The organism is Amycolatopsis sp. NPDC023774, assembly GCF_040639695.1.
GTDB lineage: Bacteria > Actinomycetota > Actinomycetes > Mycobacteriales > Pseudonocardiaceae > Amycolatopsis.
This window is the reverse complement of the sequence record NZ_JBFAAJ010000006.1, coordinates 1-22,677: the sequence shown is the minus strand read 5'-3', so window position 1 is coordinate 22,677 and position 22,677 is coordinate 1. Positions and strand designations below refer to the sequence as shown.

The following is a 22,677-nucleotide window of genomic DNA, read 5'->3' as shown; positions in this document are numbered from 1 at the left end:
GAGGTCCGTTCAGCCCAGTGCGCGCGGGTGGGCGGTGGCGTAGACCTCGCGCAGCGTGTTGACCGTGACGAGCGTGTAGACCTGCGTCGTCGTCACCGAGGCATGGCCGAGCAGCTCCTGCACCACGCGCACGTCGGCGCCGCCTTCGAGCAGGTGCGTGGCGAACGAGTGGCGCAGGGTGTGCGGCGAGACGTCGGCGGTGATCCCCGCGCGTTCGGCGGTGTCCTTGAGGACCTGCCACGCGCTCTGGCGGGAAAGCCTGCTGCCGCGGACGTTGAGGAACATCGCGGACGTGCCGCGCCCGTGCGCCGCGAGCACCGGGCGCGCCCGCACGAGGTACGCGTGGAGTGCCTCCACCGCGGGCCGGCCGATCGGGACGAGCCGCTGTTTGCCGCCCTTGCCGTCGAGCAGCACGGTGCGGTCGGTGTCGTCGACGTCGTCCACGTCGAGCCCGACGGCTTCGGAGATCCGGGCTCCGGTCGAGTAGAGCAGTTCGAGCAACGCCCGGTCGCGCAGCGCGCGCTCGCCGTCGGGCGGCGGGGTCTCGAGGAGCTTGAGGACGTCGGCGACGGGCAGTGCCTTGGGCAGCCGCTTCGCCGCGGCCGGCGGGCGCACCTCGCGCGCGGGGTCGTGCTCGGTGATGCCGTCGGCGTGGGCGAACTTGTGCAGCCCGCGCACGGCGACCAGCGCGCGCGCGGCCGACGACGCGGCCAGCGGCCGATGCTCGTCGTCGCCTTCGCGCAGGGCCGCACCGAACGACGTGACATGCGCCGGCGTCACGTCCGGGAACCGCGTCACATCCGCGGCGACGAGGTGCGCGGCGTACCGGCGCAGGTCGCGCGCGTAGCTGTCGAGCGTGTTGCGGGCGGTGCCGCGCTCGACCACGAGGTGGTCCAGGTACGCGGCGATCACGTCCCCCACCGCGGTCCTGCCCGTGCCCGTCACGGGGTCACACTCTAGGCCGCCGGGCCGTCCGTGCCCGCCGACGCGCGGCGGGCACGGACGGGCAGATCAGCCTTCCGCTCGGCGCCGGGCGAAACGGGTGGGCCGGTCCCGCCACGGCGCGTCCGCCGGACGGGCCTTCGCCGCGCCGGTGAGCACCGCGTGGGCGGCCAGCACGCCCGAGACGGTCGCGCCGTTCACCAGCTCGCCCGAGAGCGCCATGGCGACGGCTTCGGCGAGCGGGAACTTCTTCACCACGAGGTCGGCCTCCTCTTCGCCGAGCACCTCACGGTCCACTTCGGACAGATCGCGCGCGAGGAACACGCGCACCACCTCGTCGGTGAACCCGGGCGAGGCGGCCACGTCCACGAGCGTCGACCACTCGTCCGCCGCCAGCCCGACCTCTTCCACGAGCTCGCGCTTCGCCGCCTCGACGGGTTCCTCCCCCGGCTTGTCGATCAAGCCGGCCGGCAGCTCCCACAGCCGGTGCCCGAGCGGGTGCCGGTACTGGTGGACGAGCGTGACCGCGTCCTCGGCGTCGAGCGTGAGGATCGCGACGGCACCGAGGTGCTCCACGACCTCGCGCTTCGCGGTCTCGCCGCCGGGCATCACCACGTCGTCGACCCGGAGGCCGACGACGCGTCCGATGTGGACGACCTGGGTGCCGGCGACCGTGAACTCGTGCGTGCCGGGCTCGGTCACCGGGCCGCCAACGGTGCCTCGGCGAGCTCCACCGGCAGCCGCTCGGCGACCTTGCGGTCCACCACGGCCTTCACGAACGCGCTGAAGAGCGGGTGCGGCCGCGTCGGGCGGCTCTTGAGCTCCGGGTGTGCCTGCGTGCCGACGAAGAACGGGTGCACGTCGGCCGGCAGCTCCACGAACTCGACCAGGCGGTCGTCGGGCGAGGTGCCGGAGAAGACGAGCCCGGCGTCGGAGAGCTGCTTGCGGTAGGCGTTGTTGACCTCGTAGCGGTGGCGGTGGCGCTCGGACACCTCGGTGGTGCCGTACGCCTTCGCGACCTGCGAGCCCGGCTTGAGCTTCGCCGGGTACGCGCCCAGGCGCATCGTCCCGCCCATGTCGCGCTCGCCCGCGACCACGTCGCGCTGGTCGGCCATCGTCGAGATCACCGGATGCGTGGTGTTCTCGTCGAACTCCGCCGAGTTCGCGTCCTGGATGCCGGCCAGGTGCCGCGCGCCCTCGATGACCATGCACTGCAGGCCGAGGCACAGGCCGAGCAGCGGCACGCCGCGCGTGCGCGCGTACTCGATCGCGCCGACCTTGCCCTCGATGCCGCGGATGCCGAACCCGCCGGGGATCAGCACGCCGTCCACATCGGACAGCACCGACGCGGCGCCCGACGCGGTCTGCGCGTCGTCCGAGGCGACCCACACGATCTCCACCTTGGCGCGGTGGGCGAACCCACCCGCGCGCAGGGCCTCGGTCACCGACAGGTACGCGTCGGGCAGGTCGATGTACTTGCCCACCACAGCGATCCGCACCGTCTCGCTCGGGTTGTGCACCCGGTTGAGCAGGTCACCCCACACCGTCCAGTCGACGTCGCGGAACGGCAGCCCCAGGCGGCGCACCACGTAGGCGTCGAGCGCCTCGCCGTGCAGCACCTTGGGGATGTCGTAGATCGAACGCGCGTCCGGGCAGGCGATGACCGCCTCGGAGTCGACGTCGCACATCAAGCCGATCTTGCGCTTGAGGTCCTCGGGGATCTCCCGGTCGGCCCGGCAGACCAGCGCGTCGGGCTGGATGCCGATGTTGCGCAGCGCGGCCACGGAGTGCTGGGTCGGCTTGGTCTTGAGCTCACCCGACGGCGCGAGGTAGGGCACGAGGGAAACGTGCAGGAAGAAGCAATGGTCCCGCCCCACGTCGTGGCGCACCTGGCGGCACGCCTCGAGGAACGGCAGCGACTCGATGTCGCCGACCGTGCCGCCGACCTCGGTGATGACCACGTCCGGGGTGTTCCCGTGCTCGTCCGGACCGGCCGCGGCGGTGATGCGCGACTTGATCTCGTCCGTGATGTGCGGGATGACCTGCACCGTGTCGCCGAGGTACTCGCCGCGGCGTTCCTTGGCGATGACCTCCGAGTAGACCTGGCCGGTCGTGACGTTGGCCTTGCCGTCGAGGTCCCGGTCGAGGAACCGCTCGTAGTGCCCGATGTCGAGGTCCGTCTCCGCACCGTCGTCGGTGACGAACACCTCACCGTGCTGGAACGGGTTCATCGTCCCGGGGTCGACGTTGAGATAGGGGTCGAGCTTCTGCATCGTGACGCGAAGCCCGCGTGCGGTAAGGAGCTGGCCGAGGCTCGAGGCCGTCAAACCCTTACCGAGAGAGGAGGCGACGCCTCCGGTGACAAAGACAAACTTGGTAGCCCGCGACTGATGTCCCACGGGCCGCCAGCATATCGCACGCACGCCGATCCGCGCGTTCACGCCCGATTCCGGCGCGGCGGGGATGACGGGGACCACCACGCTAGGCTTCGGTGCGTGACGGATGCGCACGAAGACCACTGGGCCGCGCCGGTCGCGGCGGCGGCACTCGACGCGCGGGTGCGCGTCCCGGGCTCGAAGTCGATCACGAACCGCGCCTACGTGCTGGCCGCCCTGGCCGGCGCGCCCACGCGCGTGCGCGTGCCGCTCGACTCGCGCGACACGCGGCTCATGCTCGGCGCGCTGGCCTCGCTGGGCGCCCGGTCGGAGGAGACCGCCGACGGGTTCCTCGTCCACCCCCTCGGCGCGGGCGGCAGCAGCCACGGCGAGCCGGTCGAGGTCACGCTCGGCAACGCCGGCACCGTCGCCCGCTTCACGCCCGCGCTCGCCGCGCTCGGCGACTCCCCCGTGCTCTTCGACGGCGACGAGGCCATCCGCCGCCGCCCGATCGGCCCGCTGCTGACCGCGCTGCGCCGCCTCGGCGTGCGCATCGACGACGGTGCCGGACCTGGTCGCGGTGCCCCGCCCTTCACCGTCCACGGCGACGGCGGTGTGCGCGGCGGCACGGTCGAGCTCGACTCGTCGGCGTCGAGCCAGTTCCTCTCCGCGCTGCTGCTGGCCGGCCCGGCCTTCGACCGCGGCGTGACCGTGCGCCTGGTCGGCGACGCGCCGCCGAGCGAGCCGCACATCGCGATGACGCTCGACATGCTGCACCGCTTCGGCGCGACCGTGGAGCGTGAAGGCGCGGAGTTCCACGTCGCTCCGGCGAAGCTGTCATGTCCCGAATACGTCGTGGAGCCAGACCTCTCGACGGCCGCGCCCTTCGTGGCCGCCGCCGTGGCCGCGGGCGGCACCGTGCGCGTCACCGGCTGGCCGAGCACCACGACCCAGCCGGGCGACTGGCTGCGCGGGTTCCTGCCGGCGCTCGGCGCGTCGGTCCGGCTCGACGAGGACGGTCTCGTCGTCACCGGCGGCTCCAGCATCCCCGGGGTCGACCTCGACCTGCACGAGGTCGGCGAGCTGACCCCGGTGGTCGCCGCGCTGCTCTGCTTCGCCGACGGCCCGTCGGTGATCAGCGGCGTCGCGCACCTGCGTGGCCACGAGACCGACCGGATCACCGCGCTCGCCACGGAGCTGTCCGCGCTGGGCGCCGACGTGGCCGAAACGGACGACGGCCTGCGCATCACGCCGGCGCCGCTGCACGGCGGCGTCTTCCACACCTACGACGACCACCGCCTCGTCATGGCCGCGGCCGTGCTGGGTCTGCGCGTGCCCGGCATCTACGTCGAAAACCCCGCCACGGTCGGGAAAACGTTCCCGGCGTTCGTCGAGACGTGGACCGGGATGCTCGGCACAGGCCGATAGCAGTGTTTTCGGCTGTGTTTCGGCCCCCGCCTTCGGCAGGGCGTGCGAGATCGCCTTTGAGCCGGCGATCCCGCTGGCGGGGTGCGGCCCGTAGACCACGTCGCGCGGCTGCACCAGCGCCCACGACGAGCGCGTGACTCCCGCGCAGGGCTCGAAGACCACCGTGGGCGCGTCGGCCGAGGGACCGGGCGGCTCCATCGTGTGCAGCCGCGAGCCGTCGCGCGTGCGGACCCCACCGGGTTCGTCCTGGGGTCACCGCCGTGTCACGGTGGAAGCCCTCTTCGGCTGACGCGCTTGAGGTGAGGTCACCTTGACTTCAAGGCGATGCACAGCTCGTGCCCGCCATCGCGTCGGGTGACGCGGCGCGGGCGCGGGAGTTCGCCGCCGAGCACGTGCGGGTGAGAGTCGGCGATACTCACCGCCGCCCGGCGCGTCCGCGCCGCCGGCGCGGAGGTCCTCCTGCTCGGCTGCGCCGGGATGACGGGCCTCGACCGGCGGCTCTCGGCCTGCCCGTGGTCGACGGCGTCGCCGCGGCCGTGCGGCTGGCGGAGTCCCTGGTGGCGCTGGGTCTCACGACCAGCCGCGCGGGGTCGTACGCGGCCCCGTTGCCTAAGCGGCGGTGGCAGCCGCCCGCTTGAGCTCCAGCGGTGTCCGGCCCGTCAGCGCTCTGCTCCACGGCAGCCGCCGCAGTACCTCGACGAGCACGAGCGTCAGCGCCACCGTGGTCGGGTAGACGACCACAGTCGTCCACGGCGCCCCCATGCCGTCGCCGACGAACGCGATCAGGGGGCTCAGCAAAGCCAAGGCGAGCGGGTGCGTCAGGAAGATGGCGAACGACCGGCCCACCGCCCACGACACCACGCGGCCACCGGGCCGACCCGCCTCCGCCCAGCGGGTGCCCACCAGGAACAGGCCCGCGATGGCCGCGACGCACCACGGCACGAGATAGGGCCGGAGCGCGTCGCTCGCCAGCTCCGGCCACAGTCCGTTGTGGACACTGACGAGGTAACCCGTCTCGGCCACGGCGAGGGTGACCACCAGCCCGCCGGCCACGAACCACGGGTGCCGCCGCACCCACGCCTGCACGGTCTCGAAGTGCAGGGCCGCGACGGCGCCGAGGACCGAGTAGAACTGGTACGGCAGCAGCGTGGTGAAGAACCGGCTGACGGTCGAGTACTCCAGTCCCTCGGGTGGGTGGCTCAGGAAACACGTGACCGCGATCTGCACCGCGCCGGAGATCACCAGCACGAGCCACGGCCGGCGTTCCAGTGTGCGCACCAGCTTCATCAGCACCGGGAAGAGCAGGTACACCTGCAACGTCACGAGCAGGAAGTACAGGTGGTACCACGCCGTCCCGTTCGCGATCTCGATCCCGAGCGCGCGCAGCGCCGCGGCGGCCGACCCGGCGGGCTGCTCCGCGGTGAGCAGCGAGCAGCCCCAGTAGAGCACCAACCAGACCACGTACGGCACCGCGACCAGCGGCATCCGCCGGCGCCAGAACACCATCGGCCGCGGCGGGCGCGAGCGGTAGGAGAACACGAGCACGAACGTCGTCAACGCGAAGAACGCTTCGCGCGTGAGATGCAGCGGCGCCTCGATCCCGTCGGACACCTCGTCCTGCAGCCCACCTCTACCCGATCGACCTGTACCGCGTGATCACCTTCACCCTGGTGATCTTCGTGCACGTGCTGGGGGCCACGACCTTCCCGGCGCCCGGGTGCGGAGTGGATCATGCGACCACATTCGCCGCACTGCCTGTGAAGCAGCCATGAAGTGGCTGAGAACCCGCTTTACCGCAGGAAAACGGGCGTAGCGAACATCACGTCCGGCCACGGACCGGGAACCCGGCCGTACCACGGTGGTACATACCGCTCGAACCACCTGCGCAACCGAGGTCCCGAAAAGGGGGTGCGGAGCGGACGCCGGCCGGCGTAGCGTCCGACGGCCATGGGCGATCGAGACGATCCGGCCGACGGCTGGTTCCCGGAGAGTGTGGCCGCGGGGTACGACGATCCGGGTGGCGCGAACGCGCCCGAAGTGGTGACGCCCGCGGTGGATGTCCTCGAGGATCTGGCTGACGGCCCCGTGCTCGAACTCGCCGTCGGGACCGGGCGGATCGCCGCCCCGCTGGCCGCGCGCGGCGTGCGGGTGAGCGGCATCGAGCTGAGCCGGGCCATGGCGGCGCGGATCGCGAGCAAGCCGGGCGGCGACACCGTCGACGTCACGATCGGCGACATGAGGTCGACGCGGGTGGCCGGTGAGTTCTCGCTGGTCTACCTGGTGTTCAACACGATCGCCAACGTGACCACACAGGACGCGCAGGTCGACGTCTTCCGGAACGCGGCCGCGCATCTGCGGCCGGGCGGGCTGTTCCTCGTCGAGGTGGGCCTGCCGGAGCTGCGGCGCCTGCCGCCCGGGCAGGACACCGTCCCGTTCGCGGTGGCGCTCGACCACGAAGGCGCGGGCTACGTGGGGTTCGACCAGTACAACGTCGTGACCCAGGAGTTCACGTCGAACCACCTCACTGTGTCACCGGACGGAACGGGGCGGTTCCGCCGCATCCCGTTCCGGTACGCCTGGCCGGCCGAGCTGGACCTCATGGCGCGCATCGCCGGGATGAAACCGAGGTACCGCTGGGCGGACTGGGATCGTTCGCAGCTCACCGCCGCCGGCACCAAGCACGTGTCGGTCTGGGAGAAAGGCTGAAGTACTCCGGCCCCCGGCCGAGCGTCAGTCCGTCAGCCACGGCCGGAGTTTCTCGGGGTTGCGGATCACCCAGATGTGCTTGATCCGGTCGTCCACGACGTCGAACGCGTACACCGTCTGCGTGACGCCGTCCCGCTGGGCCACGAGACCGGGCTGGCCGTTGACCGTGCGTTCGACCAGCGTGGTGGTCCCGAGCGCGCGGTGGGCGAGCTCGATCCAGGCTCGCGCGATCTCCTCGCCACCTTCGATGGGGTGCAGGAAGGTCAGGGCGCGTCCGCCACCATCGCCGATCACCGTGGCCTCGGGATCGAGCAGCCCGATCAGGGCGGTGATGTCCTTCGCTTCCCACGCCCGTTTGAAGTCCCTGACGACGCTCGCGTGCCGGGCCGCCGAGCTCGCGGCGCCTGCGCCGCGCGGACGCGGCGGCGCGCCGAGGAAGCCAGCTGCCGGCAAGCCGCTGGCGTGCGCCCGACGATCTGGGCCACTTCACCGAACGTGTAGCGGAAGACGTCGTGCAGGATGAACGCCACCCGCTCGGCCGGGGTCATCGACTCGAGCACCACGAGAAAGGCCATGCCGACCGACTCGTCGAGGGTGACCCGGTCGGCCGGGTCACCCGCCGCCTGCCCGGCCGGGCCACCCCGCGGGCCCGGGCAGCGGCTCGGGGATCCATCCGCCCACGTAGGTCTCCCGCCGGGCCCGCGCCGAACCGAGCAGATTGAGGCAGAGTGCGGCCGGCGACCGTCGTCAGCCCGGAGACTCGACGGCGTCCTGCTGCTCCCGCGACAGCGCGTACCAGCGGGCGTAGGTCTCCTGCACCGCGTCCTCGGCCTCGGCCAGAGAGCCCAGCAGGGGGTAGGCGAGATTGGTCAAGTGCCGGCGCTCGCTCATGATCGCGCTCAGGCTCGGTTCGGATGGGGTGGTCATCGTGGCGGCGGCTCCTGTCGTCTCGTGCTGCCTTCAGCAGTACGACACGACAGCACCGCGGAATGTGAGCCCGGCGCGCCGCCTCACACTTCGGGGGCGTGTGTTGTCGAGCTGGTGAGACTTTCGACCACCACCAGGAGACCCCATGCCCACCTCGGCTCCGTCGTTCACCGACCCGGCTTCCGCGCAGCGCCTGCAGCGCACGGCCACCGCGCTGACCGCGCACGGCTTCACCGTCGAAGTGCTCGACGACGTCGCCGCGGCCCGCACCCGTGTCACCGAGCTGATCCCCGAGGGCGCCAGCGTACTCACCGCGGCCAGCGAAACGCTGCGCTTGTCCGGCATCGACGACGACCTCAACTCCAGCGGGCGGTACGAGGCGATCAAGCCCCGAACCCTGGCCATGGACCGCGCCACCGAAGCCGACGACATCCGCCGGCTGCGCGCCGGCCCCGACTTCCTCGTGAGCAGCGCCGCCGCGGTCACCGAAACCGGCTCGCTCGTGATCGCCTCCGGCAGCGGCAGTCAGCTGCCCGCGTCGTCCGGCGGCGGCGCCCGCGCGATCTGGATCGTCGGGGCGCAGAAGGTCGTACCCGACCTGGACGCCGCCCTGCGCCGAGTCGAAGACCACTGCCTCCCGCTGGAAAGCGAACGCGCCCTCGCGGCCTACGGCTGGCCCAGCGCCGTAAACCGGCTGCTCGTCCTCAACGCGGAACCCTTCCCGGGCCACGGCACCGTCTTGTTGCTCCGGACGGCCATCGGGTTCTGAGGCGCCGGGTCCGCGATTGACACCGCCACCGCGCGCCCAGCAGAATTCGCTCGCCACAGCCGCACCGCCGCCCGGTTGCCGTGGGGATCCCTGGCGTCCCCGGGAGTTCGAAGGGCGAAACAGTGCGAAGGCAGTTACGCGTTCTCGGCGCGACCGTGCTCACCACGGTCCTCGCGGTGATCCCGCTGAGCGGCACGACGGCGGCGGCGCAGCCGGTGCCGCACACGATCGTGACGGACGGCAAGAAGCTTGCGCAGATCCGCGCCGAGCTGCGCAGCGGGCACGCCACGGCGGCGCAGCGGTCGGCGCTCGAGACCTTGCTGGACAAGGCCGACGAGGCGCTGACCGCCGGGCCGTGGTCGGTGATGGACAAGCCCACGACCCCGCCGAGCGGCGACAGGCACGATTACCAGAGCCAGGCGCCGTACCAGTGGGCGAGCCAGCCGAAAACGCCGGACAACCCGCAGGGCTGCCCGTACGTGAACCGCGACGGCGAGCGCAACCCGGAAGCAGACGCGATCACCGACCACACCTACCGCATGGTGGCGTGGGACGCGATCTACTTCCTCAGCACGGCCTGGTACTACACCGGCGACGCGAAGTACGCCCAGCGCGCCGCGCTCGACATCCGCACGTGGTTCCTAGACCCGGCGACGCGGATGAACCCGAACATGACCTACTCGCAGATCGTGCCGTGCAAGAACACGATCAGCGGCACGGGGATCATCGACTCCACGCAGTCGTTCAGCCAGCTGCTCGACGCGTTCGCGTTGCTCGATTCCGGCGCGCCCGGCTGGACCGGACACGACCGCTCGGCGATCCGCGCGTGGCTCGGCCAGTACCTCACCTGGATGCAGACCAGCCCGCAGGCGAAGCTGGAGCTGGCCGCGACCAACAACCACGGCACGTTCCTCGACATGCAGAACGCCGCCATCGCCGCCTACCTCGGCAAGACCGCCCAGGCGCGCAAGATCGTGACCGACGCGCTGCACAAGCGGTTCCCGGTGCAGTTCGACGCCGACGGCACCCAGCCGCTCGAACTCACCCGCACGATCTCGTGGCACTACGTCAACTTCAACCTCACCGCGTGGGGCCGGATGGCGGAGGTCGGGCACACCCTCGGCGTCGACGTGTGGGGCTATCGCGCGGACAACGGCGTGACGCTGCGCAAAGTCGTCGACCAGCTCATCCCAGCGGCGCTGCACGGCGTGCCGTCGTGGCCGTACCCCCAGATCGCCCCGCTGGACCAGTCGATCGCCGCGGACATCTTCCACGCGGCCGCCGAGGAGGCCCACGACACCGACGCGGCGAAGGCGCTCGAACAGATGCCGCTGCCGGCGGGCGGCGACACGTGGCCGGTACGCGTGACGTGCTTCCCGCTCGACCCGCCGCTCAAGTGACGGCCGACCTTCGGCGGGCTTTACCGGACGAAACACCCGATAGCGCCCGTGCGTCGCAATTGGTCTAGTCCAAAGTCCTTGACTCTCCCTGTGCACTGGTTCACATTCTTCAAACGGGCCGGTACCGCTCACGCAGTGATCCACACGTCGCGTCGGTCCTCCGCGCACTCCCCGGGCGCGGAGGACCGTTCGCCTGCGCGAGGGAGAACCCATGCAGCACAAGGTATCCAGAAGAGCCGCGTGGCTCTGGGCTGCTGCCGCGGCCGTGGTCGTCGGCGGGCTCACGACACTGGCCGGCCCGGCCGCCGAAGGCGCGGCCGTCGCTCCCGTGGCGAGCCGGCAGGCCGCGGCCTCCGGCGGGCTGCGCGTCGCCTACTACGACCAGTGGAGCATCTACTAGAACGCCTACTACCCAAGAACGTCGACGCGCTCGCCGGCAACCTCGACTACCTGGTCTACGACTTCGAGAACATCGACCCGGCGAACCTCACCTGCTTCGAAGCCACGAAGGCCAGCGACCCCGACCCCGCGGGCGAGAACGATCCGAACGCGGGCGACGGAGCGGGTGACGCCTTCGCCGATTACCAGAAGTTGCTGAGCGCAAATCGGCGGCGGGTCCGAATCTCTCACCCTCCAAGAGATCCCGGCCCGCCGCCGACGTGCGTGGTGCTAGTTCCCGGCCGAAGACCCGACGCCCGGCGCGGGGGCCTGGGCGTTGCCGCCGGTGCCGTAGCGGCCGGCGCCGCCGTCGAGCTGCTCGCGCAGGGCCAGCAGCGTCGCGACGCGGCCGGCGGCGGAGTCGACGTTGTCCACAGTGGACAGGATGGACGTCGCGGAGGTGTCGGCGCGTACCACGCCGATGGGGCCGGAGCCGTCGGCCGAACCCGGGTCACCGGCGAGCACGGTGCCCGCGCCGGAACGGTCGAGCTGCGTCGCGAACCGCGCGATCGTGGCCGCGCGGTCGCCCGCGCCCTCGCCCGTCTGCTGCGCGCCGGTGAGCACGATCGCCAGCTGCGCCGGCTGCACACCCTGGCTGGGCTTCACAAAGCCGCCGTCGGTGAGGCCGCCGAGCGCGGCGGCCAGTTCGTCGCTCGTGGACTGCGGCTTCGCCGTGGACTTGTCCAGCAGCAGCACCGAACCGAGCAGCGCGCCGGCGAGCGTGCCGGAATCACCCGCGGTCGGGAACTGCGAACCGGCCGGCTGCAGGCGCGTGACGACGTCGCGGAGCTGGTCGGCCTTCTCCGGGTCGGTGAAGGAATCCGTGAGCTGCAGCTCCCCCGTGACCGAGGCGCCGGACTGCTGCACGAGCTGCTTGATCGCGTCGCGGTCGGCCGGGCGCGCGTCCTCGGTGGTCACGAGCACCACCGTGCGCTTGTCGAGCGTGCCGGCCACGACCTTCGGGCCCATCGACCCGGCGAACGCGTCGGAATCGGCCAGGCGCGCGTTGAGCGCGTTGCGCTGCGCCTCGAGGTCGGAGACCTGCGTGCCGAGGTCCTTCTTCTGGTCCGACAGGCCCGAGAGCAGCGAGCCGTTGAGCGCGGTGGAACCCAGGACCACGCCGACGGCCAGCGCGAGGAAGCACGCGGTGATGGAAACGATGTGGTACCGCAGGGAAATCACGTGAAGAGCCCCTTCACCCAGGTGGTGAACGTGGTCCAGGTGTGCTGGATCCAGTCCAGGTAGACGGAGCCGACGTCGGAGACCAGCAGTGCGGCGACCACCACGACGACGGCGGCGAGGACGAGCAGCGCGACGGCGCCCAGGGACACCCGGCTGCGGTGCAGCGTCGCGACGGCCTTGCCGTCGACCAGCTTCGTGCCCAGCTTGAGCCGGGTGAGGAACGTCGACGGGTTCGAGCCCGACCGGCCGTGGTCGAGGAATTCCCGCAGTGTGGCCTGGAACCCGACGGTGACCACGAGGCTCGCGCCGTGGGCGTCGGCCAGCAGCAGCGCGAGGTCCTCGGAGTTGCCCGACGCGGGGAACGTGACCGCGCCGATGCCCAGGTCCTGGATGCGCTCGACACCGGGCGCGTGGCCGTCGGGCTGCGCGGGCACCACGACCTCGGCGCCGCTGCGCAGGGTCGCGGTGCCGATGCCGGTCGGGTCACCCACGATCACGTCGGGTGTGTGGCCCAGCGCGCGCAGCGTGTCGGCCCCCGCGTCGACGCCGACGAGTACCGGCCGGTGCTCCCCGATGTACTTCTTGAGCTTCTTGAGGTCTTCGGCGTGGCCGTTGCCGCCGGCGACCACCAGCACGTGCCGGTCGCGCATCGGCAGCCGCAGCTCGGGCACCCCGACCCCGTCGAGGATCAGCGTGCGCTCGCGGCGGAGGAACTCGATGGTGTTGGCCGAGAACGCCTCCAGCTGCGTCGACATCCCGGCCTTGGCCTCGATCATCTGGTCGGCGACGCTCTCGGGCGTCTGCTCGTCGCCGGAGGCGATCTGGCGCTCCCCGATGTAGACGCCGCCCTCGTGCACGCGCAGCTTCGTGCCGTCCTTCACGGTCCGCAGCAGCTCGCCGCCGACCGAGTCGACCAGTGGGATACCTGCGGCCAGGAGGATTTCCGGACCCAGGTTCGGGAACCGGCCGGAGATCGACGGTGACGCGTTCACCACGGCGGCGACCTCGGCCTCGACCAGCGCGTCGGCCGTCGCGCGGTCGAGGTCGAGCTGGTCGAGCACCGCCACGTCGCCGGCGCTGACGCGGCGCAGCAGCTCCCGGGTGCGGCGGTCGACCCGCGCGACGCCGGTGATGCCGGGGAGGGCTTCGTGGTTTCGCGCGAGCAGACCGGTGAGCTTCATGTGGCTGATGGTGACAAATTTGTGGGTGGGACGAGCGCCGACGCGCCGAAGGCGACGTGACTCATTGTGGTGAGCCGTGTCGCCGTGAGCGTCGGTTCAGGGTTGGATGGTGGGTTCCGCGGCGGCGAACGACAGGTTCAGCCAAGGACTGGCGGGATCTTGAAGCAGCAGGTGATGGACCCGCACGGCCGAGGTGTACTCCTCGCCGAACTCCTCCTCGTCCAGCGCGAGGGCCCGGCCCATGACGTAGCTCGCGGACAGGTCGGCCCATGACTGGTGGTAGCGACGCGCCACCGCGCCGGCCTCGAGCACCATCAGCTCGGCCGTGAGCGGATCGCAGTGACCCACCGCCAGACCCCAGCGCGCCATCGCGACCGCACGGGCGATATCCCACCCGATCGTGGTGCCGACGACGCCGGAGGGTGACAGCAGGCCGTCGGCCCGGAAACGCTGTTCGTACCGCACGACGCGGCGCAGGACATCGGTGAGCACGGGCGCCTGGTCCTGCGCGCCGTTGTCCGCGCACCATCGCACCACGAGCTCGGCCCAGGACCACGGATCGAGCCCCGCGCCGTAGCGGTCGCGCAGCACGAGGACGAGGTTGCCGGGCGTGAGCGTGTAGTCGGGGCCGACGAGGTCGGTCATCGCGGCGCGCCAACCGGCCGCGTCGGACACGCCCCACCAGTCGCGCAGACCGCGGACCTCGGCGACGTAGTCGTGGTAGCGCGCGTCGAGCACGTTCCAGGGCTCGGCGGTGAGCACGGCCTGGTGCGCGCCGCAGGCGAGCGCGTGGGCCAACGGGCCGTCGAAGTGCCCGTAGCGCGCGGTGTTGAGCCGCTCGACCTGCTGCTCGACCGCCGTGACGCGGTGCGGGTTCGCGTCGAGCCACGGCAGCACGGCCGAACCGGGCACGCGCCACTCGCCGAGTGTGCCGGGGTTGAACACCACCTGCTCGTCGGCGTCGACCCCGTGCAGCGCCCAGTCGAGGTCGCCGCTGAGGAACACGACGTCGGCGCCGAGATCGGGCAGGGCGCCGCGCGTGAACAACCGCAGTGAACGCTCGCGGCAGCACGCTTTGGCCGACGACCAGCCTTGCTCGCCCGCGAGCTTCTTCGCGTCTTCCCGGAGCATCGGCACGAACAGCTCTTCGTCGCCGAGCAGCCCGAGGAACCGGTCGAGATCGCCGTCGCGCCGAGCCCGGGCGAGCTCCGCCTCGACGTCGGCCACCGCGGCCCAGATCATGAAGTGTGGTCAGCCCTTCTTGGCGCGCTTGCGTTTCGGCTCGGCGGCGGCCTTGTCCTTCTCCGCCACGGCGAGCAACTCCTCGGCGTGGGCGCGGCCGGTCTCCGTGCCGTCCATGCCGGCGAGCATGCGGGCCAGCTCCTTTACGCGGTCGGGCTGCTTCAGCGTCTTCACACCGCTTCGCGTGACGCCGCCGCTGGTGCCCTTGTCCACCACCAGGTGCTGGTCGGCGAAGGCCGCGACCTGCGGCAGGTGCGTCACCACGAGGACCTGGTGCGTGCGCGCGAGCCGGGAGAGCCGGCGGCCGATCTCGACCGCCGCGCGCCCGCCGACGCCGGCGTCGACCTCGTCGAACACCAGCGTCTGCACCGTGTCGGCGTGGGCGAGGACCACCTCGATGGCCAGCATCACGCGGGAGAGCTCACCGCCGGAGGCGGCCTTGTGCACCGGCAGCGGCGGCGCGCCGTTGTGGGCGCGCAGGAGCAGCTCGACCTCGTCGATGCCGTCCGGGCCGGCGTGGACCGCGTGGCCGTCGATCGCGAGCGCCTGGCGGTCGCCGTGCTCGGCGGGCTTCTGCTCGACGGTGATCTCCAGCTCCGCCTGCCCCATCGCGAGACCGGAGAGCTCCTTGGTGATCGCCGACGCCAGCTCGGCCGCGGCCTTGCCTCGCGCCGCCGACACCGCGGTGGCGTGGTCGCCCAGCTTCACTGCGAGCTCGTCGCGGCGGCGGGCCAGCTCTGCCAGGGCCTCCTCGGAGGTGTCCATCGACTCGAGCCGACGGCGGGCGTCGTCGGCCCAGGCCAGCACACCGTCGACGTCGGCCGCGTACTTGCGCGTCAGCCGCTTGAGGTCGGCCTGGCGCGCCAGCACCTTCTCCAGCAGCGCCGGATCGGCGTCGAGGCTCTCGATGTACCCGCCCAGCTCCGCGCCGACGTCGGTGAGCAGCATCGACGCTTCCTCCAGCCGCGGCACGAGCTCCCGCAGCGCCGCGTCCTCGGCCGAGGCCAAGCGTCGCAAGGCTTCGCCGACGAGGCCGAGCGCGCCGGGTGCGTCGGGATCGCCGTCCTGCGAACCCGAGACCGCGACGTGCGCCTCGGTCGCCGAAGCCCGCAGCTCGTCCACGGCCATCAGCCGCTTGATCTGCTCGGTGAGCTCCACGTCCTCGCCCGGTTCGGGCGCGACGGCGTCGATCTCGGTGAGACCGTGCTTGAGCAGGTCCGCCTGTTGCGCCATCTCCCGCGAACGGGTGGAGCGCTCGGTGAGCTCGCCGATCACGGCCAGCCACTCCTCGCGCACCTCGCGGTAGGCCGCGAGCGGTTCGCCGACCTCGGAGCCGGCGAACCGGTCGATCACCGCGCGCTGCTCGCTGGGGCGCAGCAGCCGCAGCTGGTCGTTCTGCCCGTGCACGGCGATCACCTGCTCGGACAGATCCGCCAGCACGCCGACCGGCACCGATCGACCGCCGAGGTGGGCTCTCGACCGCCCGTCGACGGCCACCGTGCGCAGCGCGATCACGCTGCCGTCCTCGTCGATGTCCGCGCCCGCGTCGGTGACGATGCGGCTCGCGGTGTCGGCCTTGTCGAGGGTGAAGCGACCCTCGACGAAGGCCTTGAGCATTCCGTTCCGGACCTTGGACGCTTCGGCCCGCCCTCCGGAGAGCAGGTGCAGCCCGGTCACGACCATGGTCTTCCCGGCGCCCGTCTCACCGGTGACGACGGTGAAACCCGGGTGCAGTTCCAGCAGGGCGTCCTCGATGACTCCGAGGCCCTGGATGCGCATCTCGGCCAGCACGACACCTACGGTAGCCGCCCCCACCGACCTTCCGTGCGCTCGACCGGTGCTAAACGTTCTTTTCCCTGGTCGAACACCTGTGCGGACGATTCGGGCCGGGCGTGTCACGGGTCACCTCGCACGCCCGCACCCGGTCAGACCGTGCGGCCGCCGGTGCGCCGTTCGCGCCAGCTGCGCACCGGGAGACCGAACTTGTACACCAGCCGGTCGGTGAACACGCCTTCCCACAGCCGCACGAGCCGCACCGGCCGGCGGCCGCAGACGACGCGCACGAGCGAGCCCGGCGGCATGTCGAAGCTGCGCAGCCCGTCGCAGGTCAGGACGGCACTCGGGCCTGACGGGTCGATCCCGACGGTGATCACGGAGTCGGGCGAGACCACGAGCGGACGCGAGAACAGGGCGTGAGCGTTGCTGGGCACCACGAGCAGCGCCCCGACGTCGGGCCACATGATCGGGCCGCCGGCGGAGAAGGCGTACGCGGTGGAGCCCGTCGGCGTCGCGCACAGCACGCCGTCGCAGCCGAAGGACGAGACCGGACGGCCGTCGACCTCGATCAGCGCGTCGAGCACGCGTTCGCGCGAGAACTTCTCCACGCTGGCCTCGTTGAGAGCCCACGTGCGGTAGAGCTCGACGCCGCCGTGGGTCACGGTGACGTCGATCGTCATCCGGTCCTCGACCTGGTACTCGCGGTCGACCACGCGCTGCACGGCGTCGGCGAGCGCGTCGGAGTCGGCCTCGGCCAGGAAGCCGACGCGGCCCAGGTTCACCCCGAGCACCGGCACGCCCGCGGGCCGCGCGAGCTCGGCCGCGCGCAGCAGCGTGCCGTCACCGCCGAGCACGAACACGAGCTCCGCTCCGCGCGCGGGGTCGTCCTGCGGCGCCACGACGGTGCACGGCATGTCCATGCAGCCGTCGGGGTCGATGAGCTGACGCACGTCTTCATCGGTCACGCGCAGCCGGATCCCGGCCTTGGTGAACCGCGCGGACACCTCGCGTGCGGCCTCCCGCGTGTGGTCCCGGTCCGGGTGCGCCACGAGAAGCACTTCACGTTCGCTGGTCACTGGGGTCCTTCCTGGACGGCGGCCCGCACGAGCCGCTCGACATCGTCCACAGTGCCATCGGCGGCCGCGGGTTCGCCGGGATCTTGACGCCGAAGATCCTGTCGCCGCAGCCACACGAAGTACTCGACGTTGCCGGAGGGGCCGGGCAGCGGGCTCGCGACGACCCCGCGCAGCGCGAGCCCGAGCTTCGCGGCTTCGGCGATGACGTCGACCACGGACCGCACCCGCAGCTCGGGATCGCGGACCACGCCGCCGCTGCCGAGACGGTCCTTGCCGACCTCGAACTGCGGCTTGACCATGGGCACGAGGTCGGCGCCTTCGCGCGCGCAGTCGGCGAGCGCGGGCAGCACGAGCTTGAGCGAGATGAAGGACAGGTCGCCGACTACGAGGTCGACCTGGCCGCCGAGCGTCTCCGGCGTCAGGTTGCGCACGTTCGTGCGGTCGAGCACGACCACGCGCTCGTCGGTCCGCAGCCGCCAGTCGAGCAGGCCGCGGCCCACGTCGGCGGCGATCACGGTCGCGGCGCCGTTGCGCAGCAGCACGTCGGTGAACCCGCCGGTGGACGCGCCGGCGTCGAGGCAGCGGCGGCCCTCGACCGTGAGGCCTTCGGGACCGAACTTGTCCAGCGCACCCAGGAGCTTGTGCGCGCCGCGCGAGGCCCAGCCGGGGTCGTCCTCGTCCTTCACCACGATGGGCGCGTCGGACTCGACGCCGGTGGCGGGTTTGGTCGCGACCATGCCCCGCACGGAGACCTTGCCGCCGGTGATCAGGGCCGACGCCTGTTCCCGCGAGCGGGCCAGGCCGCGGCGAACCAGCTCCGCGTCGAGGCGGGCCCGTTTGGGCACGCCGGTCAGACCCTGTCGATGCTGGACAGGGCCACGGTGAGCTCGGTGTGCACGGCTTCGAACCGGTCGACGTGCTCGGCGAGCGGCACCGAGTTCAGGTCGTCGAGGCCCGCCACGGCTTCCTCGATCCCCGCCCGGGGATCGATCTGCTGCGGGCCGGGTCCGGGTACCGGCGGAGGGCCCGGGACGGGCCGCGGGACGTTCGGGTGCACGAGCTCAAACTACCAGTCAGGCCAGCCGCAGCCCGGTCAGCGCCGCCTCGGCCGCGTCGCCTTCGGCGCGGACCTCGGTCACGCCACTCGCCCATGCCGCGTGGCACAGCGCGCGCAGCAGGTCCAGGGCTTCGCCGCCGCCGCGGACGGTCAGTACGTCGCCCTTCACGATCTCCCAGCCCGGCCGGGGGCCGATCTTCAGGTCCTCGGCGCGCTGCGTGAGCGCGGTCAGGTCGGCCGCCAGGTGCGTTGGCCGTTCGGCGGGGATCGCGGTCAGGAGACCGGCGGGCGTCGCGACACCGGAGAGCACCGCGAGCACGTCCATGCCCGCGGCGACCGCGCCGGCGATGTCGGTGTCGAGCCGGTCGCCCACGACCAGCGGCCGGCTCGAGCCGGCCGAGCGCGCGGCCGTCTCGAACAGCAGCGGCTGCGGTTTGCCCGCGACGACCGGTTCGGTGTCGGTGGCCGTGCGCAGCGCGGCGACCATGGAACCGTTGCCCGGCAACAGGCCTCGCTCGGTGGGCAGGGTCGCGTCCACGTTGCACGCAACCCACAGCGCGCCCGCGCGGATCGCCAGCGCCGCCTCGGCGAGGTCGGCCCACGCGGTCTCCGGCGAGTGCCCCTGCACGACGGCCGCGACGTCGTCGTCGACCTTCCGCACGGTGCCGAGACCGGCCGCTGCCACTTCGGCAGCCAGCGAGTCGGTGCCCACGACCAGCACGCGCGCGCCCGCGGGCAGGCGCTCCCCGAGCACCGCGGCGGCGGCCTGGGCGCTCGTGTGCACTTCGTCGACCACGGCATCGAGGCCCAGCGCTCGGAGATGCGCCACGACGTCGACGGGCGCTTTCGACGCGTTGTTCGTGACGTACCGGACGGCCGCGCCGTGCTCCCGCACGGCCCCGACCGCCTCCGGTGCGCCCTCGATCACCTGCGTGCCGTGGTACACGGTGCCGTCCAAGTCGAACAGCACCGCGTCGTAACCCGCGAGGAGCGCGTCACTCATTCGAGAGCTCCGCGGCCCGCTCGGCGGCGTCGGTCTCGTCTTCGTTGTCGGCTTCCGCCGCGTTGAGGAACCAGCGCACGGCCTCGTCCTTGCGCCCGGCGGCCACGAGGTTGTCGGCGTACGCGTAGAACAGGCGCGCGCTCCACGGGTCCCGCTTGCTGGGCACCAGGTCCGGCCCCTGCAGCGAGACGACGGAAGCGTCCACCTGCCCGAGGTCCCGCCGCGCCCCGGCCGCGACGATCGCGAGCTCGACCTGCGTCGCCTTCGACAGCTTCGCCGTGTCGGTCTCCTTCGCCAAGTCCAGCGCCCGCTCCGGCCGGCCCAGTGCCCGCTCGGAGTCGGCGATGATGGCGATGTGCTCGTCGCTGCGCGTCATGCGCCGCACGGCCCGCAGCTCCGACAGCGCCTCCTGCCAGTTGCCCGCGTGGTAGGCCGCCAGCCCCAGCGCCTCCCGCACGATCGGCACGCGCGACGCCTTCAGCTTCGCGTACTTCGCGTGCTCCAGCGCCGCCTCCGGGTCGACGTCGATCAGCCCGCCCGCCGCGACCAGGTGCTTGCCGACGGTCTCGGCCAGCCCCTTCGGCAACGTCCGCAGCTCACGCCGCACCTCTTCGTCCAGATCGGAGTACTCGATGCCCTCCGGCAGCTCCGGCGCTTCGAGCAGCTCCCTCGCCAGCGCCGCGTCGTCCAGCGCCTCCGCGCCGGCACGCGTGCCGCGCATCGGCCGCTCGTCCCGCCGTCGCTGCGGGTCGCGGCCTCCGCGAGCGTCGCGGTCGTCCCGGCGAGGGCGGTCGTCGCGACGGCTGTCCCGGCTGTCCCTGCTGTCCCGGCCCTCGCGGAAGTCACGCCGGGGACGGTCGCTACCGCTTCCGCGGTCGTCACGGTCACGCTGGGGCCGCTCGTCGCTGCCACGGTCACCACGGTCGTCACGAGAGGAGCGCTCGCCGCCGTTGCCACCGGTCCGGCTGTCGCCTGAGGCGTTGTCACGAGAAGACCGCTCGTCGCGCGTCGAGATCGCCGTGCCGTCGCGACTGTCTCGGTTGTCGCCCGAGCGGTTGTCGCCCGAGCGGTCACTGCCGCGGTCGTCGCGACCGGACTGCGCGCCGCCGTTGCTGCCCTGGCCGCGGTCCTCCCGCGAAGCGTCGTCGCGGCTGCTGCGGTCGCCGTCGTCTTCGCCCCGGAGCGTGGCGTCGTCTCGGTTGTCCTGAGCGGACCGTTCGCCGTCGCGATCGGCCGAGTCGCCGGCCTGCGACCGCGCGGCGTCGCGCGAAGCCGGCTCCGCGCGATCGGAGTCGCCGTCGGCCGAACGCTCGGCGGGCAGTGCGGCGTCGTCGGCATCCGCGTGGGCGCGTGTGAGGTCGCCGTCGGCGGTCACGGCAGAGTGCTCGCCGCGGCCGTTGTCGCGGGGCTTCGAGAAGTCCTCGCGGCCGGCCGTGTCATCGGCGACGAAGCCGTCGTCGGTGATGTCGAAGTCGTCGTCCGAGGCGGCGCCCCGGGTGTCGGCGCGTTCGAAGCCGCGGGAGTCGCCCGAGTCGCGGCGGTCGCGGAAGCCGCCGCGGTCCTCGCGGTTGAAGGAGCCGCGGGTGTCGCGCGGGCCGTTGTCGCGGCGGTCGGAACCGCGCGGGCCACCCCGATCGTCACGGCGGTCGGCGCCGCCCCGGTAGCCGCCCCGATCGTCACGGCGGTCGGCGCCGCCCCGGTAGCCGCCGCGGTCGTCACGGCGGTCGGCACCGCCCCGGTAGCCGCCGCGGTCGTCACGGCGGTCGGCACCGCCCCGGTAGCCGCCGCGGTCGTCCTTGCGGAAGCCGCTGCCCGAGCTGCGGTCGTCGCGGTCCTTGCGGAAGCCGGAGCCGCCACGGTCGTCACGCGAGCCGCCGCTGCGGAAGCCGCGGTCGTCACGATCCTTCTGGAACCCACCCGGCCGGCGGTCGTCACGCGACCCACCGGTGCGCGGACCACGGTCGTCGCGGTCTCCCCGGTAACCACCCGAGGTGCCCCGGTTGTCACGGTCGCCTCGATAACCGCCCGAGCCGCCGCGGTCATCGCGGTCGCCGCGGTAGCCGCCGGAAGTGCTGCCGCCGCGGTCGTTGCGGAAGCCGGATCCAGCGCTACCGCGGTCGTTTCGGTACCCACCCGAACTGCCGCCCCGGTAGCCCGAGCCACCACGGTCGTCACGCGAGCCCGATCCGCTGCCGCCGCGATAGCCACCGCGGTCGTCACGCGACCCACCCGAACTGCCGCCCCGGTAGCCGGAAGCACCACGGTCGTTCCGGAAACCACCGGAATTGCGGTCGTCGCGGTCATTGCGGAAACCGCCGCCGCGATTGTCGCGGTCGCCGCGGAAGCCGCGGTCGTCGCCTGAATCGCGGCGAGGGCGGAAACCGCCGGAGCCACGGTCGTCACGGAAGCCGCCGCGGTCGTCGCGGGGACCGCCGGAGCCACGGGAATCGCGGAAACCGCCGCCGGAGCGGTTGTCGTTGCGCAAGCCGCCGGGCGAGCCGCTCGAACCGCGGTCGTCCCAGCGACGCCCGGACGCCGACTTGCCTTGTGGCCGGCCGGCGCGGTTGTCGTAGCCGCCGCGAGAGCCGCGGTCGTCGGAACCCGTGCGAGGTCCGCCGTCGCGGTTCCCGGCGTACCCGCCGCTGCGCTGGTCACGGGGGTTGTCGCCACCAGAGGGCCGGCCCTGGTACCCGCCGCCGCGTGCGCCGCGGTCGTCCCGCCGGGGGCGTCCCTGGTAGCCGCCGTCACGCCCGCCGCGATCCTGCCGCGCGCCACGCCGGTCTGCCCGGGGCGCGTCCGACCGGTTGCCGCGGGAGCCCTGGTCGCGGCGAGCCGACCGGCCGGACCCATCATCCTCTGAGTCACGTCGACCGAACTCGGACACCTGGCCTCCTGCCATCGAAAAATCTTGTGTTCTCACAAGCCACCCGCTACGGGGGCCGACTGACCATCCTACGGGGCCGTTCGGAGCACCCCGCGCGCGCATGGCGCTCCGTCACGGGCACCGCACAGCACGCCACATAGAGATAGGCCCCGGGAGAACCGCTTTCGCGTTCTCAACCGGGGCCTAACCCTGACATTTAGTTCGGCGGCGTCCTACTCTCCCACAACCCTTCGGTTGCAGTACCATCGGCGCTACCAGGCTTAGCTTCCGGGTTCGGAATGGGACCGGGCG

At 72.3% G+C, this 22,677-nt stretch carries 21 protein-coding genes, 1 rRNA gene and 2 pseudogenes; 7 read left to right on the top strand and 17 right to left on the bottom strand.

Features of this window, described 5'->3' with window-relative positions:
- Positions 1-9: 9 nt before the first annotated feature.
- The 3 genes from xerD to AB0F91_RS16305 form a co-directional block, all read right to left on the bottom strand.
- A complete protein-coding gene (gene xerD, locus AB0F91_RS16315; protein WP_360598563.1) occupies positions 10-912 on the bottom strand; it encodes a site-specific tyrosine recombinase XerD in 903 nt (300 codons plus the stop codon).
- Between the two features lie 99 nt (positions 913-1,011).
- Positions 1,012-1,644, bottom strand: coding sequence for an NUDIX hydrolase (locus AB0F91_RS16310; RefSeq protein ID WP_360598343.1), 633 nt, complete (start codon positions 1,642-1,644; stop codon positions 1,012-1,014).
- On the bottom strand, positions 1,641-3,341 hold the full coding sequence (locus tag AB0F91_RS16305) for a CTP synthase (protein ID WP_360598341.1): 1,701 nt from the start codon (positions 3,339-3,341) through the stop codon (positions 1,641-1,643). Before AB0F91_RS16305 ends, AB0F91_RS16310 begins: the two co-directional genes overlap by 4 nt.
- A gap of 96 nt (positions 3,342-3,437) precedes the next feature.
- On the opposite strand from AB0F91_RS16305, the gene aroA reads away from it, so the two are divergent.
- The 3 genes and pseudogenes from aroA to AB0F91_RS16290 all read left to right on the top strand — a co-directional run.
- Entirely contained in the window at positions 3,438-4,745 is a 1,308-nt protein-coding gene (gene aroA / locus AB0F91_RS16300) for a 3-phosphoshikimate 1-carboxyvinyltransferase (RefSeq protein WP_360598339.1), read from the top strand.
- Between the two features lie 133 nt (positions 4,746-4,878).
- Positions 4,879-5,034 carry a hypothetical protein gene (locus AB0F91_RS16295; protein WP_360598337.1) on the top strand — a complete coding sequence of 52 codons (156 nt, stop codon included), beginning with the start codon at positions 4,879-4,881 and terminating at the stop codon, positions 5,032-5,034.
- Positions 5,035-5,147: 113 nt separating this feature from the next.
- Positions 5,148-5,383: pseudogene (locus AB0F91_RS16290) on the top strand (aspartate/glutamate racemase family protein); the annotation flags it as partial.
- Here AB0F91_RS16290 and AB0F91_RS16285 read toward each other — a convergent pair.
- The gene (locus AB0F91_RS16285) at positions 5,355-6,356 is read right to left on the bottom strand and encodes an acyltransferase (RefSeq protein WP_360598334.1); all 1,002 of its coding nucleotides are present in this window, start codon (positions 6,354-6,356) and stop codon (positions 5,355-5,357) included. The pseudogene AB0F91_RS16290 and the gene AB0F91_RS16285 sit on opposite strands and share 29 nt — an antisense overlap.
- 336 nt (positions 6,357-6,692) lie before the next feature.
- Here AB0F91_RS16285 and AB0F91_RS16280 point away from each other — a divergent pair, with 336 nt between their 5' ends.
- Entirely contained in the window at positions 6,693-7,451 is a 759-nt protein-coding gene (locus AB0F91_RS16280; RefSeq protein WP_360598332.1) for a class I SAM-dependent methyltransferase, read from the top strand.
- A 24-nt stretch (positions 7,452-7,475) separates the two neighbouring features.
- Here the strand turns inward: AB0F91_RS16280 and AB0F91_RS16275 are convergent, their stop codons facing one another.
- The 3 genes and pseudogenes from AB0F91_RS16275 to AB0F91_RS16265 all read right to left on the bottom strand — a co-directional run bounded on the left by AB0F91_RS16275 (position 7,476) and on the right by AB0F91_RS16265 (position 8,378).
- Positions 7,476-7,904, bottom strand: coding sequence for a hypothetical protein (locus tag AB0F91_RS16275; protein WP_360598575.1), 429 nt, complete (start codon positions 7,902-7,904; stop codon positions 7,476-7,478).
- 26 nt (positions 7,905-7,930) lie between these two features.
- A pseudogene (locus AB0F91_RS16270) lies at positions 7,931-7,999 on the bottom strand (hypothetical protein); the annotation flags it as partial.
- 199 nt (positions 8,000-8,198) lie between these two features.
- Entirely contained in the window at positions 8,199-8,378 is a 180-nt protein-coding gene (locus tag AB0F91_RS16265) for a sigma factor (protein ID WP_360598330.1), read from the bottom strand.
- Between the two features lie 145 nt (positions 8,379-8,523).
- Here AB0F91_RS16265 and AB0F91_RS16260 point away from each other — a divergent pair, with 145 nt between their 5' ends.
- The 3 genes from AB0F91_RS16260 (at position 8,524) to AB0F91_RS16250 (ending at position 10,947) form a co-directional block, all read left to right on the top strand.
- Positions 8,524-9,147, top strand: a complete 624-nt coding sequence (locus tag AB0F91_RS16260; protein WP_360598328.1) for an LUD domain-containing protein — start codon at positions 8,524-8,526, stop codon at positions 9,145-9,147.
- Between the two features lie 122 nt (positions 9,148-9,269).
- Positions 9,270-10,547 (top strand): alginate lyase family protein, encoded by a 1,278-nt coding sequence (locus AB0F91_RS16255; protein WP_360598326.1) that lies wholly within the window; start codon positions 9,270-9,272, stop codon positions 10,545-10,547.
- 211 nt (positions 10,548-10,758) lie between these two features.
- Positions 10,759-10,947 carry a hypothetical protein gene (locus AB0F91_RS16250; protein ID WP_360598324.1) on the top strand — a complete coding sequence of 63 codons (189 nt, stop codon included), beginning with the start codon at positions 10,759-10,761 and terminating at the stop codon, positions 10,945-10,947.
- A 269-nt stretch (positions 10,948-11,216) separates the two neighbouring features.
- On the opposite strand, the gene AB0F91_RS16245 is transcribed toward AB0F91_RS16250, so the two are convergent.
- From AB0F91_RS16245 to rrf, 10 genes are all read right to left on the bottom strand, one after another.
- The gene (locus tag AB0F91_RS16245; RefSeq protein WP_360598322.1) at positions 11,217-12,167 is read right to left on the bottom strand and encodes a copper transporter; all 951 of its coding nucleotides are present in this window, start codon (positions 12,165-12,167) and stop codon (positions 11,217-11,219) included.
- On the bottom strand, positions 12,164-13,348 hold the full coding sequence (steA, locus tag AB0F91_RS16240) for a putative cytokinetic ring protein SteA (RefSeq protein ID WP_360598320.1): 1,185 nt from the start codon (positions 13,346-13,348) through the stop codon (positions 12,164-12,166). The genes AB0F91_RS16245 and steA overlap by 4 nt, the downstream gene beginning before the upstream one ends.
- 96 nt (positions 13,349-13,444) lie before the next feature.
- Positions 13,445-14,590 carry a DUF1266 domain-containing protein gene (locus AB0F91_RS16235; RefSeq protein WP_360598319.1) on the bottom strand — a complete coding sequence of 382 codons (1,146 nt, stop codon included), beginning with the start codon at positions 14,588-14,590 and terminating at the stop codon, positions 13,445-13,447.
- Positions 14,591-14,599: 9 nt separating this feature from the next.
- Positions 14,600-16,381, bottom strand: a complete 1,782-nt coding sequence (recN, locus tag AB0F91_RS16230; protein ID WP_360598317.1) for a DNA repair protein RecN — start codon at positions 16,379-16,381, stop codon at positions 14,600-14,602.
- A 134-nt stretch (positions 16,382-16,515) separates the two neighbouring features.
- Complete coding sequence (locus AB0F91_RS16225; RefSeq protein WP_360598315.1) at positions 16,516-17,442, bottom strand: NAD kinase; 927 nt, start codon at positions 17,440-17,442, stop codon at positions 16,516-16,518.
- Positions 17,439-18,287, bottom strand: a complete 849-nt coding sequence (locus AB0F91_RS16220) for a TlyA family RNA methyltransferase (protein WP_360598313.1) — start codon at positions 18,285-18,287, stop codon at positions 17,439-17,441. Before AB0F91_RS16220 ends, AB0F91_RS16225 begins: the two co-directional genes overlap by 4 nt.
- A 5-nt stretch (positions 18,288-18,292) precedes the next feature.
- The gene (locus tag AB0F91_RS16215) at positions 18,293-18,499 is read right to left on the bottom strand and encodes a hypothetical protein (RefSeq protein WP_360598311.1); all 207 of its coding nucleotides are present in this window, start codon (positions 18,497-18,499) and stop codon (positions 18,293-18,295) included.
- Positions 18,500-18,515: 16 nt separating this feature from the next.
- Entirely contained in the window at positions 18,516-19,502 is a 987-nt protein-coding gene (locus AB0F91_RS16210; RefSeq protein ID WP_360598309.1) for an HAD-IIA family hydrolase, read from the bottom strand.
- Complete coding sequence (locus AB0F91_RS16205; protein ID WP_360598307.1) at positions 19,495-22,386, bottom strand: hypothetical protein; 2,892 nt, start codon at positions 22,384-22,386, stop codon at positions 19,495-19,497. The genes AB0F91_RS16210 and AB0F91_RS16205 overlap by 8 nt, the downstream gene beginning before the upstream one ends.
- A gap of 199 nt (positions 22,387-22,585) precedes the next feature.
- A 5S ribosomal RNA gene (gene rrf / locus AB0F91_RS16200) occupies positions 22,586-22,677 on the bottom strand; the annotation flags it as partial.